Here is a 17175-nt window from a genome sequence, read left to right on the forward strand (position 1 = left end):
CGTTATAAGGTGACGGAAAGGCTTGGAATTTGAATGAAAAAAGAGTATAATCAGTTTTACAACTTCTAACAACGAGGCATTATATGAAAAAAAGTTTTATACACCAACAAAAAGAAATTTCGTTTGTTAAAACGACGTTTACGCAGTATTTAAAAGATAAATTGGATATCATTGAAGTCCAAGGGCCAATTTTGAGTAAGGTAGGAGACGGGATGCAGGATAACCTTTCTGGGATTGAACATCCGGTATCTGTAAAGGTCCTTCAAATTCCTGATGAGACTTATGAAGTCGTGCATTCACTCGCAAAATGGAAACGCCATACCTTGGCACGTTTTGGTTTTGGCGAAGGAGAAGGTCTCTTTGTCCATATGAAGGCTCTTCGTCCAGATGAAGATTCGCTAGACGCTATCCACTCTGTTTATGTAGACCAATGGGACTGGGAAAAAGTCATCCCAAATGGTCAACGCAATATCGCCTACCTCAAAGAAACGGTTGAAAAAATCTACAAGGCGATTCGTTTAACAGAACTAGCAGTAGAAGCGCGCTATGACATTGAGTCAGTTCTTCCAAAACAAATTACCTTCGTTCACACAGAAGAGTTGGTGGAACGCTATCCAGATTTAACTCCAAAAGAGCGTGAAAATGCCATTGCCAAAGAATTCGGAGCCGTTTTCTTGATCGGGATTGGTGGAGAGCTTGCAGATGGCAAACCACACGATGGCCGTGCACCTGACTACGATGACTGGACAACAGAGTCTGAAAATGGCTACAAGGGCTTGAATGGTGATATCCTAGTCTGGAATGACGTTCTAGGTTCAGCCTTTGAGTTGTCTTCAATGGGAATCCGTGTCGATGAAGATACGCTTCGCCGCCAAGTTGCGATCACAGGGGACGAGGATCGTCTCCAATTAGAGTGGCACAAAGCTTTGTTAAATGGTCTTTTCCCACTTACAATTGGTGGAGGGATCGGACAATCTCGTTTGGCTATGTTCTTGCTTCGTAAGAAACATATCGGTGAAGTCCAAACTAGTGTCTGGCCTCAATCTGTCCGCGATGAATATGAAAATATCCTATAAGGAAGAAAGAGAGTGGGACAGAAATCGGTAATTCGTTAGAATTCGATTTCGTCGTCCCACCTCCGCACAGTTGAGTAGGGCTGTAAAAGCTGATGAAATCAGCGTAGTAGAGCCCACTCAACCACTGCGTCTTACTCGACAATCCAAAAATAATTGAGAGGCTAGGACTTTTGTCCCAGCCTCTTTTAATTATCGCTTGACCATATCAAATCGCAATTTTCTGATTTTTTTTGGTATAATGGTCCCTATGAAAATAGTATCTGGAACCTATGGGGGACGTCCCCTCAAAACACTTGAAGGAAAAACAACCAGGCCGACTTCTGATAAGGTCAGAGGGGCCATGTTCAATATGATTGGTCCTTACTTTGATGGTGGAAGAGTGCTGGATCTCTATGCTGGAAGTGGTGGGCTCTCTATCGAAGCCGTTTCTCGAGGCATGTCAGAGGCCGTTCTAGTGGAAAGAGATCGTAGAGCGCAGGAGATTGTAGCAGCCAATATCGCCATGACCAAGGAAAAGGAACGGTTTCAACTGCTAAAAATGGAGGCCAAGCAGGCCTTAGGGCTTTTAACGGGCACCTTTGATTTGGTGTTCTTGGATCCTCCTTATGCCAAGGAAGAGATCGTTCGCGATATCGAAACCTTGTGCGAGCGCCAACTCTTGTCAGAGGACATCATGATTGTGTGCGAAACCGATAAACACGTAGAACTTCCTGAGGAAATCGGACAAGTGGGAATCTGGAAAGAAAAAATCTATGGAATTAGTAAGGTAACAGTATATGTCAGATAGAAGTGGATTGTTTACAGGATCGTTTGATCCGATTACCATTGGGCATGTGCAATTGATCGAGCGAGCTAGTCGCTTGTTTGACCGTGTCTATGTCGGAATTTTTTATAATCCGGAAAAAGTCGGACTCTTTTCTATTGAGCAGCGCGTGCGCATGGTGAAAGGGGCCTTGGCTCATTTGGAAAATGTTGAAATTGTGACGTCGACTCAAGAGTTGGCTGTGACAGTGGCGCGCAATCTTGGGGTCATCACCTTGATCCGGGGCTTGCGCAATGCACAGGATCTAGTATACGAAGCCAATATGGATTATTTTAATCATCAGTTGGCGCCTGAATTGGAGACGGTTTATCTCTATGCCCAGCCTCCTTACCAGGCCATTAGTTCAACGCGTATTCGAGAGTTGCTGGCTTTTCAGCAGGATATCTCACCTTATGTCCCAGAGAGTGTAATGGAGGAAATCAAAGATGACACAAGCGAATAAACCAAGCTTGACCCCTAAAAAGAAAAAGGGACGGTTGAAAGAATACCGATGGCCGATTGCAGGCGTTCTTTTCTTGCTCCTCTTGCTAGCTGCTTTTGTGATTCGCCTTCCCTATTATATTGAGATGCCGGGTACGGCAGAAGACATTCGATCCGTCATGACAGTGGATGGAAAAATGGATACCAAGTCAGGGTCCTATGACTTTGTAACCGTGGCAGTGAAAGAAGCGACCCCGGCTGATTTGATCTATGCTTGGGCGACACCTTTTACAGATATCTACTCTGCCAAGGATATGACAGGTGGTAGTTCGAGCCAAGAATTTACGCGGATTAACCAATTCTATATGGAAACTTCGCAAAATATGGCCATTTACCAAGGGTTAAAGACAGCTGGAAAAGAAACCCAGATGGACTTTCTTGGTGTTTATGTCATGCAGGTGGCAGATGATTCGACCTTTAAGGGAGTCTTGAACATTGCGGATACCGTCACCGGTGTGAATGGCAAGACCTTTAAGAGTTCCAAAGAATTGATTGACTATGTTGGTTCTCAAAAAATTGGTGACCCCGTTTCAGTGACCTATATTGAGGATGGACAAACCAAGACCGCAGACGGAAAGATCATCAAATTGTCCAACGGGAAAAACGGAATCGGGATTAGCCTGATCGACCGGACTGAAGCCAAAGGCGATGTTCCTGTCCAGTTTGCGACCCAAGGGATTGGTGGACCAAGTGCCGGTATGATGTTTAGCCTAGCCATCTACACCCAGGTGGCTGATCCAGATCTTCGTCAGGGACGCCATATTGCAGGGACAGGAACCATTAACCAAGATGGAACGGTTGGCGATATCGGTGGGATTGACAAGAAAGTCGTCGCAGCCGATAAAGAAGGAGCAGAAATTTTCTTTGCCCCTAATAACCCTGTTTCCAAAGAAGAAAAGAAGGCCAATCCCAAGGCCAAATCAAACTATGAAACAGCTAAAGAAGCCGCGAAACAAATTCATTCGAAGATGAAAATCGTTCCCGTCAAAACCCTTCAAGACGCCATTGATTATTTGAAGAAGAAGTAGAAGTATCTTGTTAGATCAGTCTCGTACTTGAAAGTACGAGGTAGAGTTGGCAGATAGGAAGATTCACCTTCTAATCAAATTCAAGTTTTTGCTTATCAATCTCTCTATTTTTAGAGGGATTTTTTCTTTATACTGGTGTCAGAAAGAAAGGGAGGTAGTGAAATGATTCAAACCAGTTTGTTTTCCATTTCAGTATTCTTAGCGGGAGTTCTATCCTTTTTCTCCCCGTGTATTTTGCCACTGATGCCAGTCTATGTAGGGATTCTATTGGATTCTGAGCATGAAAAAACGGTGCGTATTTTTGGAAGAGACATTTCTTGGTATGGCCTGGTGAAGACTCTTTGTTTTATCGCAGGTCTATCAACTGTTTTCCTGATTCTAGGATACGGTGCAGGGGCCCTTGGCCAGGTGCTTTATGCTCCCTGGTTCCGTTACCTACTAGGAGGGATTGTCATCTTATTGGGAATCCATCAGATGGGCCTCATCAATCTTCAGCAACTCCAAAAACAAAAGAGTATCCAACTGAAGAAGGACGAAAAACGCAATGAATTCTTCAATGCTTTTCTGATAGGGGTCACCTTCAGTTTTGGTTGGACCCCTTGTGTCGGACCAGTTTTGAGCTCTGTTTTAGCCATTGCAGCTTCTGGAGGAGATGGTGCATTGCAAGGCGCTCTCCTGATGCTGGTCTATACATTAGGCTTGGCTCTGCCTTTCTTGCTTTTGGCCTTGGCTTCTAGCTGGGTTCTACAACATTTCGCTAAACTCAAGCCCCATATGGGAACCTTGAAAAAAATTGGTGGTGCCCTCATCATCTTGATGGGCATCTTGCTGATGCTAGGAAATCTTAATAGCCTCGCATCCCTGTTTCACTAATCTTGAATGATTAAAGGAGAAAAATCATGAAAAAAATTCTTGCACTTTCTATTGCTACACTTAGCATCGTCACTTTAGCAGCTTGTTCTGGACAGAAATCAGATTCAGACATGAAAAAAACGGACGATAGTAGTATGATGAAGAAGGACGATATGAAGAAGGACGATATGAAGAAGGACGATATGAAGAAGGACGATATGAAGAAGGATGACATGAAGGATTCATCCATGTCCGATGATAAAATGAAAAAAGAAGACATGAAAGATTCATCTATGATGTCTGACAGCAGTTCTGAAATGAAGGACGATATGAAAAAGGATGAGATGAAATCCAGCGATTCAGAAATGAAAGACGAAAAGAGTGGATCATCTGATATGAAATCAGACAACTAATGAAAGAAGGGAGAGGTCATCTGAGGATGACTTTCTCCTTATTTAAAGAGGTAATAATGATGAAGAAATTAGCTTTAGTAGCTGCAGGATTCTTGTGTACTGGACTTTTGGGGGCTTGCTCGAGTCAAGGAATGGCTACTTCCAATAAGGACATGAGCCAACAAACAGCCAAAGCTGGGGCTAGGCAACCATCTGGCAAGAAAGTGAAGGAGTTTAACCTGCAAGGAGTAGACGGTAAGACCTACCGCTTATCCGATTACAAGGGAAAGAAAGTTTACCTCAAATTTTGGGCTTCCTGGTGCTCAATCTGTCTTTCAACATTAGGCGACACAAATGATTTAGCAAAGGCAGAGGAGGGTAAGGATTATGTGGTCTTATCCGTTGTAGCTCCAACCTTTAATGGTGAAAAATCGGAAGCAGATTTCAAAAACTGGTACCAGTCTTTGGATTACAAGGATTTCCCGGTCTTGCTAGATAGTAAAGGGGAACTGCTAAAAGAGTATGGGATTCGTTCATATCCATCGGCGCTCTTTATCAATAGTGATGGGACTTTAGCAAAGAGTCATATTGGCTATATGAATAAAGAGGATATCCTCAAGACCCTAGAGAACATGCAGTAAGGAGATAGACAATGGAAACAAAATGGAAAGTGTTTGCTATCCTTCTCGTTGGCTTACTATTCATTGGTTTCTTTTTCTTTAGTAAGGGATCAAACGGAATGGATCAATCAGAAACAAGCACTGAGATGATTAAAAAAGCATCGATGAGTCAGACTCCAGTAGCCAAAAAGGAAACAAATGAAAAGGTTGATCCAAAGGATCAGCGTGAAATTTATTTGGCTGGTGGTTGCTTCTGGGGCGTAGAGGAATATTTCTCCCGTGTTCCAGGTGTGATTGATGCTGTATCAGGCTATGCCAATGGAAAGGGAGAAACAACCAAGTATGAATTAGTCCCTCAAACAGGCCATGCTGAAACAGTTCATATCACTTACAATGTCAAGCAGGTATCTCTGAAAGAATTGCTCCTGCATTATTTCCGGATTATCGACCCAACGTCGAAGAATCGACAAGGAAATGATCAAGGGACTCAATACCGAACAGGTGTCTATTATGTCTCCCAAGAAGACCTTCCAACCATTAACCAAGTCTTTGAAGAAGAAGCAAAAAAATACGACAAACCGTTAGCAGTGGAAAAAGAGCCGCTGACTAATTTCATCAAGGCTGAGGACTACCACCAGGATTATCTAAAGAAACATCCGAATGGGTACTGCCATATCGATGTCAATCAGGCTTCTTATCCTGTTATTGATGCCAGTCGCTACTCCAAGCCAAGCGATGAGGAGATCAAAAAGAAGTTATCTCCTGAAGAGTATGCGGTGACACAAAAAAATGATACCGAACGGGCCTTCTCCAATCGTTACTGGGATCAGTTTGATGCCGGTATTTATGTAGATGTCGTGACCGGTGAGCCGCTCTTTTCCTCTAAGGATAAATTTGATTCGGGTTGTGGTTGGCCAAGTTTCAGTCGTCCTATTAGTCCTGATGTGGCCATCTATAAGGAGGATAAGAGTTTCAATATGACCCGGACAGAAGTTCGGAGCCGTGTAGGAAATTCTCATCTGGGCCATGTTTTTACTGATGGTCCCAAGGAAAAAGGCGGCCTTCGCTATTGCATCAATAGTTTGTCTATTACCTTCATTCCCAAAGCAGAAATGAAAGAAAAGGGCTACGGTTATTTATTGGACTATGTCTGAGACAATTCAGTCCATAATTTGCTATAATAAGTATAGCAAAAACAAGTAGGTGAAAGACATGTATGCGATCATGATTGTGGAAGATGAAGAGCTTATCCGGCAGGGACTGACTTCCTTAGTGGATTATGAACAGTTTGGAATGACCGTCATCAACCAGGCTAAAAATGGACGTGAGGCCTGGGAGAAGTTTCAAGATCAACCAGCTGATATCCTTCTAACCGATATCAATATGCCACAAATGAATGGCTTGGATCTGGCCCATCTCGTCAAAGAGCAGTCTCCGTCTTGTCATATCATTTTTTTGACCGGTTATGATGACTTTGAGTTTGCGAGAAAAGCCATCAAGTTAGGTGCAGATGATTATTTGCTGAAGCCTTTTTCAAAAGATGATATTGAAGAGATGTTAGCCAAGGTGAAAGGAAAGCTCGATCAAGAGCGAAAGAAGGCGCAAGTAGAAGATTTGGTCAGTCATGGTTATTCGACAGACTTGGAAGAAGCCATTCATGCTCGTTTAGCAGACTCTCAGTTAACTCTAAAGGATCTGGCCAATCAACTTGGTTTCAGTGCCTCTTATTTAAGCGTATTGATCAAGAAAAAATTGGGACTCCCCTTCCAAGACTACCTCATCCAGGAGCGAATGAAGAAGGCTCAACTCTTGCTTCTTACGACAGATCTAAAGATTTATGAGATCGCCGATCAGGTTGGTTTTGAAGATATGAACTATTTTTCTCAACGCTTTAAGCAGGTTGTTGGGGTGACACCAAGGCAGTACAAAAAAGGAGAGCATGAATGAAACGATATCCCTTGCTGATTCAGCTGGTCCTCTACTTTTTTCTCTTCATTCTCTTGCTGTTTGGTCTTATTGGTAGTCTTTACTATCAAACTAGTTCAGGGACGATCCGCCAGCAAACAGAGCGGACGACAAGAAATAGTATCGATCAAAGCAGTCAGTTCATCACCTCCTATCTAAAAAAATTAAAGCAGACCACCACGGTTCTTAGCAAAGATCAGGCTGTTCGCCAATTTGCACAAGACAAGAGTGCGAATCAAGAAACGGTTCAACACCTGATGCGAACGATGATTGAAACGGATCCGGACCTAGTCTCAGCGGTCTTGGTGACCAAGGATGGACGTCTGGTAGCGACAGATTCCAAAATCAGCATGCAGACTTCCTCAGATATGATGAATGAAAGTTGGTATCAAGAGGCGATTAAGGAAAGAGCCATGCCGGTCTTGACGCCAGCTCGAAAGGAATCCTTGACCTCGGAAAAAGAAAAATGGGTGGTTTCTATTACCCAAGAAGTGGTCGATCAGACTGGCCAAAATCTCGGAGTAGTACGCTTGGATATTGGCTACGATAGCCTTCAGGCTTACTTGGATCACCTGCAACTAGGGAAACAAGGCTTTAGTTTTATCATTAATCAAAAGCATGAGTTTGTCTACCATCCTAAAAAAGCGGTCTATTCCTCCAGCCAAGAAATGCAGGCCATGCAGCCCTATATTGCTGTGAAAGATGGTTATGGCAAAGGAGGGGAGAATTTTATCTATCAGGTTCCGATTCCGGATAGCGATTGGACCTTGATTGGAGTGGCTTCACTTGAAGGACTTCAGATGCTTCAGTCGCAGCTCCTGTACTCTTTCATTGGCCTAGGATTACTAGCTTTGATCATGTGTTTGATAGGGATCGGCTTTGTTCTGCGTTTGTGGATCAAACCCTTACGAGACCTTCAGACCATCATTTTGAGGATTGGAGCAGGAGATGCTCACGTGAGGGCTGCAGCCAAAGGATCTCCAGAATTGGTGGACCTCGCTCAAGCTTTTAATGCTATGTTGGACCAAATCAATAACCTCATGCAACAGGTTAAGGAAGAGGAGCAGAACGCACGGCGTTACGAGCTACGGGCACTTTCGGCTCAGATTAATCCGCATTTCCTCTACAATACCTTGGATACGATTGTCTGGATGGCGGAGTTTAATGATAGTCGGCGCGTGGTCGACATTACCAAGTCTCTGGCTCAATATTTTCGACTGGCTCTCAACCAAGGCCAGGAACAAATCCTACTGAGAGATGAAATTAACCATGTCCGCCAGTATCTTTTCATTCAAAAACAACGTTATGGTGAAAAGCTCAACTATGAAATTCTAGAAGATGAACGGTTGGGCGACTATCAGCTTCCAAAATTAGTGCTTCAGCCCTTAGTGGAAAATGCGATTTACCATGGCATTAAAGAGATCGATCGGCCAGGTCTCATTCGAGTGACAACTGAAGTCAGTGGAGACTACGCCTGCGTATCGATTTTTGACAATGGACAAGGCTTTGACCGATCAGGATCAACAGACCAAACCCTTCTTCGTTTAGGAGGTGTTGGCTTGAAAAATGTGGACCAACGATTGCATCTTCAATTTGGCGAAGCCTATCATATGGAGATTGATTCTAAGGCCAATAGCTATACGAAAATCACTCTTTATTTGCCCCTTTCATCCGGCAATGAATATTCATAGAGGCTGGGACAAAAGTCCTAGCCTCTCAATTATTTTTGGATTGTTGAGCAAGACGCAGTGGTTGAGTGGGCTCTACTACGCTGATCTCATCAGCTTTTATAGTCCTACTCAACTGTGCGGAGGTGGGACGACGAAATCGAATTCTAACGAATTACCGATTTCTGTCCCACTCTCTTTTTGCTCTCAAAGGAATTTCAACTCTTTTCTAGTCAAATCTGACGCAAGTCATCAAATTTATGATAAAATAAAGTGTTACAGTAAATAGATTTTGATGAAGGAACACTATGCGAAAAGAAATTGACCCTGAATTATATAATTACAATAAATTTCCTGGACCTGTGTTTCGTCAGGTAGGAGACCAGATCCTTTCAGAAAACCTCTCCTTTGAGCTCTTGAAAAATGAGAAGGAAGCTTTTGATGCGACTGTTTTTGGTCAGAGATTTTCTGAGATTTTAACCAAGTTTGATTACATTGTTGGTGATTGGAGCAATGAGCAGTTGCGCTTGCGTGGCTTTTATAAGGAAGAGCGCGATGTTGCAACGATGGATAAACTAAGTCGCTTAGACGATTATTTGTTAGAATATTGTAGCTATGGTTGTGCTTATTTTGTCCTTGAAAATAAGGAGCCTCATCGTGCTTCCTTTGATAAGAAATCACCGGTCAAAAAAGCTCAATCAGAAGAAAGAGAGCCTAAGAAGCGTTCGCGCAATCGCAAACAAAATGATCGTTTCCAAAAACGAGAACGCGACAAGGGACAACCAGCGAAAAACTCGAAAAAAACAAGACCGTCTGCTGAGACCAAAAAGACAACGAAGACAGACAACAAACGTCATTTTGTGATTCGACAAAAATAGGAGTAAGAAAGAATGAAACCATCCATTTATAGTTTAACACGCCAAGATATGATTGATTGGGCGGAAGAAAACGGCGAAAAGAAATTCCGTGCAGCACAAATCTGGGAATGGCTCTATCGCAAACGCGTCCAGTCCTTCGAAGAAATGACCAACCTTTCTAAGGACTTGATTGCGAAGTTAAATGATCAATTCGTCGTCAACCCACTTAAGCAACGGATCGTGCAAGAGTCAGCAGACGGGACGGTCAAGTACCTCTTTGAATTGCCAGATGGTATGTTGATTGAAACCGTCTTGATGCGTCAGCACTATGGATTATCTGTCTGTGTAACGACTCAGGTCGGATGCAATATCGGTTGTACCTTCTGTGCTTCAGGTTTGATCAAAAAACAACGCGATTTGAACAATGGAGAAATCGTGTCTCAAATCATGTTGGTCCAAAAATACTTTGACGAACGTGGCCAAGATGAACGGGTCAGCCATATCGTTGTCATGGGGATCGGAGAACCATTTGACAACTATAACAATGTCTTGAAATTTATCCGGACAGTCAATGATGACAAGGGATTAGCGATTGGTGCTCGTCATATTACCGTGTCAACTTCTGGTTTGGCTCATAAAATTCGTGACTTTGCAAATGAAGGTGTGCAGGTCAATTTGGCAGTGTCTCTTCATGCACCAAACAATGACTTGCGCTCTAGCATTATGAAGATCAACCGAGCTTTCCCAATTGAAAAATTGTTTGCGGCGATTGAATACTATATTGAGACTACGAACCGTCGGGTGACCTTTGAGTATATCATGCTCAATGAAGTCAATGATGGGGTCGAGCAAGCCTTAGAATTGGCAGAATTGCTTAAAAATATCAAGAAATTGTCTTATGTTAACTTGATTCCTTACAATCCTGTCAGTGAGCATGACCAATATAGCCGGAGTCCAAAAGAACGGGTCATGGCCTTCTATGATACCTTGAAAAAACAAGGTGTTAACTGTGTAGTGCGTCAAGAGCACGGTACAGATATTGATGCTGCCTGTGGCCAATTGCGTTCAAATACCATGAAACGGGACCGGGAGAAAGCGATTGTTGAACATGCGCAACCTTAAACAAGGGCTGATCGATCATACAGAACTAACCAAAAGAGGAAGAAGGCTGTTACGGAGTGGCAGCTTCTTCTATTTTATCCTCTTGTGTTTGATGTGTTTTTTGCCCCAACAGCCAGAGCCAGGTATGGAAACACCGGGTATTCAACATTTCGGTCGTATCGTCGTCCTGCTGGTTCCTCTTAATTCGGTGATGAATCTTGGCCAGATTACCAGTGTCCTCCAACTCATTAAGGTCATTCTCCAAAACATAGCCAATATCTTTTTGTTAAGCCCGCTGGTCTTTCAACTTCTCTGGCTATGGCCCTGGTTGAGGAGTCGAAAACGGGTCTTGTGCTTCGGCTTTGCGATGAGCTTGTGGATTGAATGTAGCCAAGTTCTGTTAGATCTCTTGTTTGATGCCAATCGTGTCTTTGAGCTAGATGATTTGTGGACCAATACCTTAGGCGCTTATCTGGCTTATTTAGGCTTTCAGTATTGCAGAGCACGATTGCTAGCAAAAAATGGGGAAATGTAAAATCCGAACATTTTAACCACTTTTTAAAATTTTTGTTGACAAAATCAGAAGTGGGAGCTATAATAGCTTCAAGACATCAGAAAAGTAGAGATTTTTCTCACTTCCAGGGAGCTTGTGGTGATTGCGAACAAGCAGTGGTGAATCTTGAAATGGGCTGATGCGTTTATGATGATGAATTTGAAACAATAAAAATTCGGTGAGCACACCTTATCGTGCACCCTGTTGTTAGACAGGTCAGAGATGTAGGAGAAAGAATATCTTCCTACAATTGAGGTGGCACCGCGGTATCGAATCGTCCTCACACAGATTTTTCTGTGTGAGGTTTTTTGTATCTCAAAGGAACCCAGTGAGACTGCAGCTCAAAGGGCCCGCGAGAGAAAAAGATCATAAACAGGATTGAAGATATAGAAAAGAGGACACAATCATGACAGAAACAAAAGGCTATTTCGGACAATTTGGTGGATCTTTCGTACCAGAACCCATTCAAAACTTGCTCAATCAATTAGAGGCAACTTTTGAACAGTATAAAAATGACCCAGAATTTATTGCAGAATACAAACATTATTTGAAAGACTATTCTGGACGCGAAACACCACTCTACTTTGCGGAAAGTTTAACAGAGCATTTAGGTGGAGCAAAAATTTATTTGAAGCGCGAAGACTTGAATCACCTAGGTTCGCATAAATTGAATAACGTCTTGGGGCAAATCCTCTTGGCCAAACGCATGGGCAAAACGCGCGTGATTGCTGAAACAGGAGCAGGTCAACACGGTGTAGCTACAGCAGCTGCAGCAGCTAAGTTTGGCATGGCCTGTGATGTCTACATGGGGGCAGAAGACGTGGAACGCCAACGCTTGAATGTCTTCCGCATGGAAATGATGGGGGCAACCGTCCATGCGGTTGAAACCGGGACTAAGACCTTGAAAGATGCCGTTGATGCTGCCTTTGGAGCATGGATGGCAGATCTGGATGCCTTTTACGTTTTGGGTTCTGCTGTTGGTCCTCACCCTTACCCAACCATTGTGCATGAATTCCAAAAGGTGATCAGTGAAGAATCTAAACGCCAAATCTTGGAAAAAGAAGGTCGCTTGCCAGACTATGTGATTGCCTGTGTCGGTGGTGGCTCCAATGCCATCGGTGCCTTTTCTGAATATGTCGCAGAAGAGGAAGTCGGCTTGATTGGGGTAGAAGCAGCTGGACATGGCTTGGACACCGATCAACACGCAGCGACCATGACCAAAGGGACTATTGGTGTGGTTGATGGGATGAAGACCTATGCAGTCTTTGGCGAAGATGGAAAAGTAGCGCCAGTGTACTCGATCTCTGCTGGTTTGGACTACCCAGGGGTTGGCCCAGAGCATGCTTTCTTTAAAGATTCTGGTCGTGTCGAATACGTAGCAGCAACAGATGATGAAGCGGTTCAAGCTCTTCTTCTTCTCAGTAAGACAGAAGGAATCCTCCCAGCCATTGAAAGCTCACACGCGATTGCAGAAGCGGTCAAACGTGCTCCACAATTGGATAAAGACAAGATCATCATCATCAATGTTTCCGGACGTGGGGACAAGGACGTAGCTGCCATCGCTGATTATCTAGAAGCGAAAGCTGCAAAATAAAAAGAATTTATCTGCAAAACATCGTATAAAGCAGTAAAGCGTGATAACTGAGAAAGAGACAGGGAACAAAGGGAATCCGGTCTCTTTCTTTTTTGAGAGCAAATACGAGAATGCCTAAGATGGATGCGATCTGAATGAGAATGAGGATCTTGGTAGAAGAAAAGCTTAGCGAAAAGGTGGCGAGTAAGAGGAAATCTCCTGCTCCCATTCCGATAAAGAAAAAGTGAGCTCCGATCGCAAGGAGTAAAAAGACCAGCATGAGGAGATTACTACCGGATAAAAAGAGGACCAGGGCATGGAGACAGCACCAGATGACCAAGGGGTATTCCATAAAGCGAAGGTCATAGATGGCTAAAACGGCAGCTCCCAGTAGTGTTAGAAGTTGAGGCAGGGAAAGGTAACCATTGGCGCAGGCTAAAAAGAGCAGGCCACTCCAGACCTCAAAAAGGCAGTACCAAAATGGGTAGGGCTGATGACAGTAGCGACAGCGAAATCGATGGAGTAGTTGCGAGATGATGGGGATGAGATCCCAAACTCCAAGGACGTGCTGACAGTGATCACAATGACTGCGAGGAGCGAGAATGGATTGGTTTGGGAAACGGTCGACAACTAGTCCCAAAAAAGAGGCGATGCAAGTACCGATGGTAAAAAAATAAAAGTTGATCATACTTATTTATTCGTAAAGTAAGCGGAAAATTTCATCATTTGCTTGAAAATCTTGTAAAGCCTTTCTAAATTTGATACAATAATGAACATGAAAAACCTGTATGATGTTCAACAATTTTTAAAACGTTTTGGAATCATCATTTATGTGGGGAAGCGCCTCTATGACATCGAATTGATGAAAATTGAGCTTCAACGTCTTTATGATGCAGGCCTGATGGAGCGGCTCGATTATTTAGAAGCCGATACCGTTTTAAGAAGAGAACACAAGCAAGAATTAGAATTTTTGAAAAAGAGTGAGGTAGAGTGATGGGAAATATCATTGTTTGGTTGGCTATTTTAGGAGCATTTGGATGGATGGCGTTTAATTATTTCCGCATCCGTAAAGCTGCTAAATTTGTGGACAATGCGACTTTTGAAGAGCTGATTCGTAAAGGGCAGTTGATTGACTTGCGAGAGCCAGCTGAGTTTCATGCCAAGCATATTTTAGGAGCACGCAACATTCCTTCTACTCAGTTGAAGTTGAGTCTTGCAGCCTTGCGCAAAGATAAACCAATTTTGCTCTATGAAAATAGCCGTAGTTCGCGTGTAACCAATGCGGCTCTCTATCTTAAGAAACAGGGCTATACAGACATTTATGTCTTGTCTTATGGTCTTGATTCTTGGAATGGGAAAGTGAAAAAAGACGTTTAATAAAAAGAGCTCTAACTGCAGCAAATGTGTGGTTAGAGCTTTTTTATCTTGTTTTTTCAAGGTAGTATTTGACCCATGTGAGCTCTACCTCATTCAAAGGCCGGCTTTCACCAGGGGCTAACTGAGGATCCAAGGTGAAGGGACCAAAAGACAAGCGTTTTAAGGTCATTACTTTGACTCCAATGGCCAAAAACATCTTTTTCACTTGGTGGTATTTTCCTTCTGAGATTCGGACCTGGGCCTTGCTGTAGCTGGGGTGGCTTTCTAGAATGGTCAAGGAGGCAGGCTTGCAGAGAGGGCCGTCAGTGAATGAAATCCCATTCTGAAATTGCTCTATGTGGGCTGCATAGAGCGGACCATTGACTTCTACCTCATAGACCTTCTCCACATGGTATTGAGGATGGAGCAGTTGAAAGCCTAAGGGACCATTATCTGTGACGAGGAGCAGACCACTGGTGTCGCGATCGAGGCGGCCAAGAGGATAGAGGTCTGGGTACTCTTGCTGAGGGTCCACTAGATCGATCACCGTTGGATGGTGGGCGTCTCTTTTGGCGGTCACGGCCCCGATTGGTTTATGGAGCATGTAGTAGTGGTGACGCGGTTCTTGAATGATCCGATCCCCTATTTGGATTTGTTGGAGTCCAGGGTCGATGTTTTGGGATAGTTTTTGAGCTGGTAGGTGATCGACCAAGATTTGCCTTCGGGCCAGAAGTTGTTTGATGTCTTTACGAGCGTACTGATGGTCTGCCATCAATTGATCTAATCTCATGGGAGCCTCTTTTTCTGAAATTCTTATCATCAGTGTATCATGAAAAGAAAAGGAAATCGAGTCGGAGAAAAGAAATGAAGATGAAAACATTTACAACTAGCTGAACTGTGTTTTTTAGATAGGACTGTGGTATAATTGTTCAGTTAGAAATATTATTTAAATTTTATAGAGGAAATCATGACAAAATTAAGAGAAAATATTCGTAACGTTGCGATCATTGCCCACGTTGACCATGGTAAAACAACCTTGGTAGACGAATTGTTGAAACAATCGCACACCTTGGATGAACGTAAAGAATTGCAAGAACGTGCAATGGACTCAAACGATCTTGAAAAAGAACGTGGGATCACTATCCTTGCTAAAAATACAGCCGTTGCTTATAACGGAACTCGAATCAATATCATGGACACACCAGGACACGCGGACTTCGGTGGAGAAGTGGAACGGATCATGAAAATGGTCGATGGGGTTGTATTGGTCGTTGATGCCTATGAAGGAACCATGCCTCAGACGCGTTTCGTATTGAAAAAAGCCTTGGAACAAGATCTTGTTCCGATCGTTGTAGTCAACAAAATCGATAAACCATCTGCTCGTCCAGAAGAAGTTGTAGACGAAGTTCTTGAACTCTTCATCGAATTGGGTGCGGATGACGACCAATTGGAATTCCCAGTTGTTTATGCATCAGCGATCAACGGAACCTCTTCACTTTCAGATGATCCAGCTGATCAAGAGCACACAATGGCACCGATCTTTGATACCATCATTGATCACATCCCAGCCCCAGTTGATAACTCAGATGAGCCACTTCAATTCCAAGTATCCCTGCTTGATTACAACGACTTCGTTGGACGTATTGGTATCGGACGTGTCTTCCGTGGTACTGTAAAAGTTGGGGACCAAGTAACCCTTTCTAAATTGGATGGAACGACTAAGAACTTCCGTGTTACCAAACTCTTTGGTTTCTTTGGTTTGGAACGCCGTGAAATTCAAGAAGCTAAAGCGGGTGATTTGATCGCTATCTCTGGTATGGAAGATATCTTCGTTGGAGAAACGATCACACCGACAGACGCAGTTGAAGCTCTTCCAATCCTTCACATCGATGAACCAACGCTTCAAATGACCTTCTTGGTTAACAACTCACCATTTGCTGGTCGCGAAGGAAAATGGGTGACCTCTCGTAAAGTTGAAGAACGTTTGCAAGCGGAATTGCAAACAGACGTCTCTCTTCGTGTTGACCCGACTGACTCACCTGATAAATGGACAGTTTCAGGACGTGGGGAATTGCACTTGTCTATCTTGATCGAAACCATGCGTCGTGAAGGATACGAATTGCAAGTATCTCGTCCAGAAGTTATCATCAAGGAAATCGATGGTGTCAAATGTGAACCATTTGAGCGCGTGCAAATCGATACACCAGAAGAATACCAAGGATCTGTTATCCAAAGCCTTTCTGAACGTAAAGGTGAAATGTTGGATATGATCTCAACTGGTAACGGTCAAACTCGTTTGGTCTTCCTTGTTCCAGCGCGTGGGTTGATTGGCTACTCAACAGAGTTCTTGTCAATGACACGTGGTTACGGAATCATGAACCACACCTTTGACCAATACTTACCAGTGATTCCAGGAGAAATCGGTGGACGTCACCGTGGTGCTCTTGTTTCAATCGATAACGGAAAAGCAACCACTTACTCTATCATGTCTATCGAAGAACGTGGTACGATCTTTGTCAATCCAGGTACAGAAGTTTACGAAGGAATGATCATCGGGGAAAACTCTCGTGAGAACGACTTGACCGTAAACATTACGAAAGCAAAACAAATGACCAACGTTCGTTCAGCTACTAAGGACCAAACAGCGGTTATCAAGACTCCTCGTATCTTGACCTTGGAAGAATCTCTTGAGTTCTTGAATGACGATGAGTACATGGAAGTAACACCTGAATCTATCCGTTTGCGGAAACAAATCTTGAACAAAGCAGAACGCGAAAAAGCAAATAAAAAGAAAAAATCAGCAGCTGCTGAATAATACGGAAAGAAAGGAGA

Annotated in this window: 19 protein-coding genes and 1 other annotated feature; of the genes, 17 read left to right on the forward strand and 2 right to left on the reverse strand. The window is 43.4% G+C overall.

Features of this window, described 5'->3' with window-relative positions:
* Nucleotides 1–83: 83 nt before the first annotated feature.
* The 14 genes from asnA (at nt 84) to trpB (ending at nt 13008) form a co-directional block, all read left to right on the forward strand.
* Nucleotides 84–1076, forward strand: a complete 993-nt coding sequence (gene asnA / locus NFR56_RS04520; RefSeq protein WP_003005888.1) for an aspartate--ammonia ligase — start codon at nt 84–86, stop codon at nt 1074–1076.
* A gap of 247 nt (nt 1077–1323) precedes the next feature.
* Nucleotides 1324–1863, forward strand: a complete 540-nt coding sequence (gene rsmD, locus NFR56_RS04525; RefSeq protein WP_037607783.1) for a 16S rRNA (guanine(966)-N(2))-methyltransferase RsmD — start codon at nt 1324–1326, stop codon at nt 1861–1863.
* Nucleotides 1853–2341 (forward strand): pantetheine-phosphate adenylyltransferase, encoded by a 489-nt coding sequence (gene coaD, locus NFR56_RS04530; RefSeq protein WP_134974441.1) that lies wholly within the window; start codon nt 1853–1855, stop codon nt 2339–2341. The genes rsmD and coaD overlap by 11 nt, the downstream gene beginning before the upstream one ends.
* Nucleotides 2325–3407, forward strand: a complete 1083-nt coding sequence (locus NFR56_RS04535) for a SepM family pheromone-processing serine protease (RefSeq protein WP_156671493.1) — start codon at nt 2325–2327, stop codon at nt 3405–3407. The genes coaD and NFR56_RS04535 overlap by 17 nt, the downstream gene beginning before the upstream one ends.
* A gap of 162 nt (nt 3408–3569) precedes the next feature.
* Nucleotides 3570–4280 carry a thiol-disulfide oxidoreductase-associated membrane protein CcdA2 gene (gene ccdA2, locus NFR56_RS04540; RefSeq protein WP_070589647.1) on the forward strand — a complete coding sequence of 237 codons (711 nt, stop codon included), beginning with the start codon at nt 3570–3572 and terminating at the stop codon, nt 4278–4280.
* Between the two features lie 26 nt (nt 4281–4306).
* Nucleotides 4307–4672 carry a hypothetical protein gene (locus NFR56_RS04545; protein WP_227038167.1) on the forward strand — a complete coding sequence of 122 codons (366 nt, stop codon included), beginning with the start codon at nt 4307–4309 and terminating at the stop codon, nt 4670–4672.
* Between the two features lie 59 nt (nt 4673–4731).
* Nucleotides 4732–5292, forward strand: coding sequence for a redoxin domain-containing protein (locus tag NFR56_RS04550; protein ID WP_155125909.1), 561 nt, complete (start codon nt 4732–4734; stop codon nt 5290–5292).
* 11 nt (nt 5293–5303) lie between these two features.
* The gene (gene msrB / locus NFR56_RS04555) at nt 5304–6425 is read left to right on the forward strand and encodes a peptide-methionine (R)-S-oxide reductase MsrB (RefSeq protein WP_251457907.1); all 1122 of its coding nucleotides are present in this window, start codon (nt 5304–5306) and stop codon (nt 6423–6425) included.
* Between the two features lie 58 nt (nt 6426–6483).
* Nucleotides 6484–7218, forward strand: coding sequence for a response regulator transcription factor (locus tag NFR56_RS04560; RefSeq protein ID WP_251457910.1), 735 nt, complete (start codon nt 6484–6486; stop codon nt 7216–7218).
* Entirely contained in the window at nt 7215–8927 is a 1713-nt protein-coding gene (locus NFR56_RS04565) for a cache domain-containing sensor histidine kinase (RefSeq protein ID WP_251457912.1), read from the forward strand. Before NFR56_RS04560 ends, NFR56_RS04565 begins: the two co-directional genes overlap by 4 nt.
* Before the next feature lie 284 nt (nt 8928–9211).
* On the forward strand, nt 9212–9781 hold the full coding sequence (locus tag NFR56_RS04570; RefSeq protein WP_251457914.1) for a YutD family protein: 570 nt from the start codon (nt 9212–9214) through the stop codon (nt 9779–9781).
* A 12-nt stretch (nt 9782–9793) separates the two neighbouring features.
* Entirely contained in the window at nt 9794–10882 is a 1089-nt protein-coding gene (rlmN, locus tag NFR56_RS04575; RefSeq protein ID WP_003005918.1) for a dual-specificity RNA methyltransferase RlmN, read from the forward strand.
* Nucleotides 10869–11396, forward strand: coding sequence for a VanZ family protein (locus NFR56_RS04580; RefSeq protein WP_045759157.1), 528 nt, complete (start codon nt 10869–10871; stop codon nt 11394–11396). The genes rlmN and NFR56_RS04580 overlap by 14 nt, the downstream gene beginning before the upstream one ends.
* Nucleotides 11397–11463: 67 nt before the next feature.
* Nucleotides 11464–11699, forward strand: a binding site (T-box leader).
* Between the two features lie 121 nt (nt 11700–11820).
* On the forward strand, nt 11821–13008 hold the full coding sequence (gene trpB / locus NFR56_RS04585; RefSeq protein WP_251457916.1) for a tryptophan synthase subunit beta: 1188 nt from the start codon (nt 11821–11823) through the stop codon (nt 13006–13008).
* Between the two features lie 7 nt (nt 13009–13015).
* On the opposite strand, the gene NFR56_RS04590 is transcribed toward trpB, so the two are convergent.
* The gene (locus NFR56_RS04590) at nt 13016–13675 is read right to left on the reverse strand and encodes a prepilin peptidase (protein ID WP_251457919.1); all 660 of its coding nucleotides are present in this window, start codon (nt 13673–13675) and stop codon (nt 13016–13018) included.
* 87 nt (nt 13676–13762) lie between these two features.
* Here NFR56_RS04590 and NFR56_RS04595 point away from each other — a divergent pair, with 87 nt between their 5' ends.
* The gene (locus NFR56_RS04595; protein WP_003017930.1) at nt 13763–13981 is read left to right on the forward strand and encodes a YqgQ family protein; all 219 of its coding nucleotides are present in this window, start codon (nt 13763–13765) and stop codon (nt 13979–13981) included.
* On the forward strand, nt 13981–14364 hold the full coding sequence (locus NFR56_RS04600; protein ID WP_251457922.1) for a rhodanese-like domain-containing protein: 384 nt from the start codon (nt 13981–13983) through the stop codon (nt 14362–14364). Before NFR56_RS04595 ends, NFR56_RS04600 begins: the two co-directional genes overlap by 1 nt.
* Before the next feature lie 43 nt (nt 14365–14407).
* Here NFR56_RS04600 and NFR56_RS04605 read toward each other — a convergent pair whose 3' ends face one another.
* Nucleotides 14408–15133, reverse strand: a complete 726-nt coding sequence (locus NFR56_RS04605) for a 16S rRNA pseudouridine(516) synthase (protein ID WP_251457925.1) — start codon at nt 15131–15133, stop codon at nt 14408–14410.
* Nucleotides 15134–15310: 177 nt separating this feature from the next.
* Here NFR56_RS04605 and typA point away from each other — a divergent pair, with 177 nt between their 5' ends.
* Nucleotides 15311–17158 carry a translational GTPase TypA gene (gene typA, locus NFR56_RS04610; protein ID WP_118228446.1) on the forward strand — a complete coding sequence of 616 codons (1848 nt, stop codon included), beginning with the start codon at nt 15311–15313 and terminating at the stop codon, nt 17156–17158.
* Nucleotides 17159–17175: the final 17 nt, after the last annotated feature.

Source organism: Streptococcus caecimuris (assembly GCF_943193075.1).
Classification (GTDB): Bacteria; Bacillota; Bacilli; order Lactobacillales; family Streptococcaceae; genus Streptococcus; species Streptococcus caecimuris.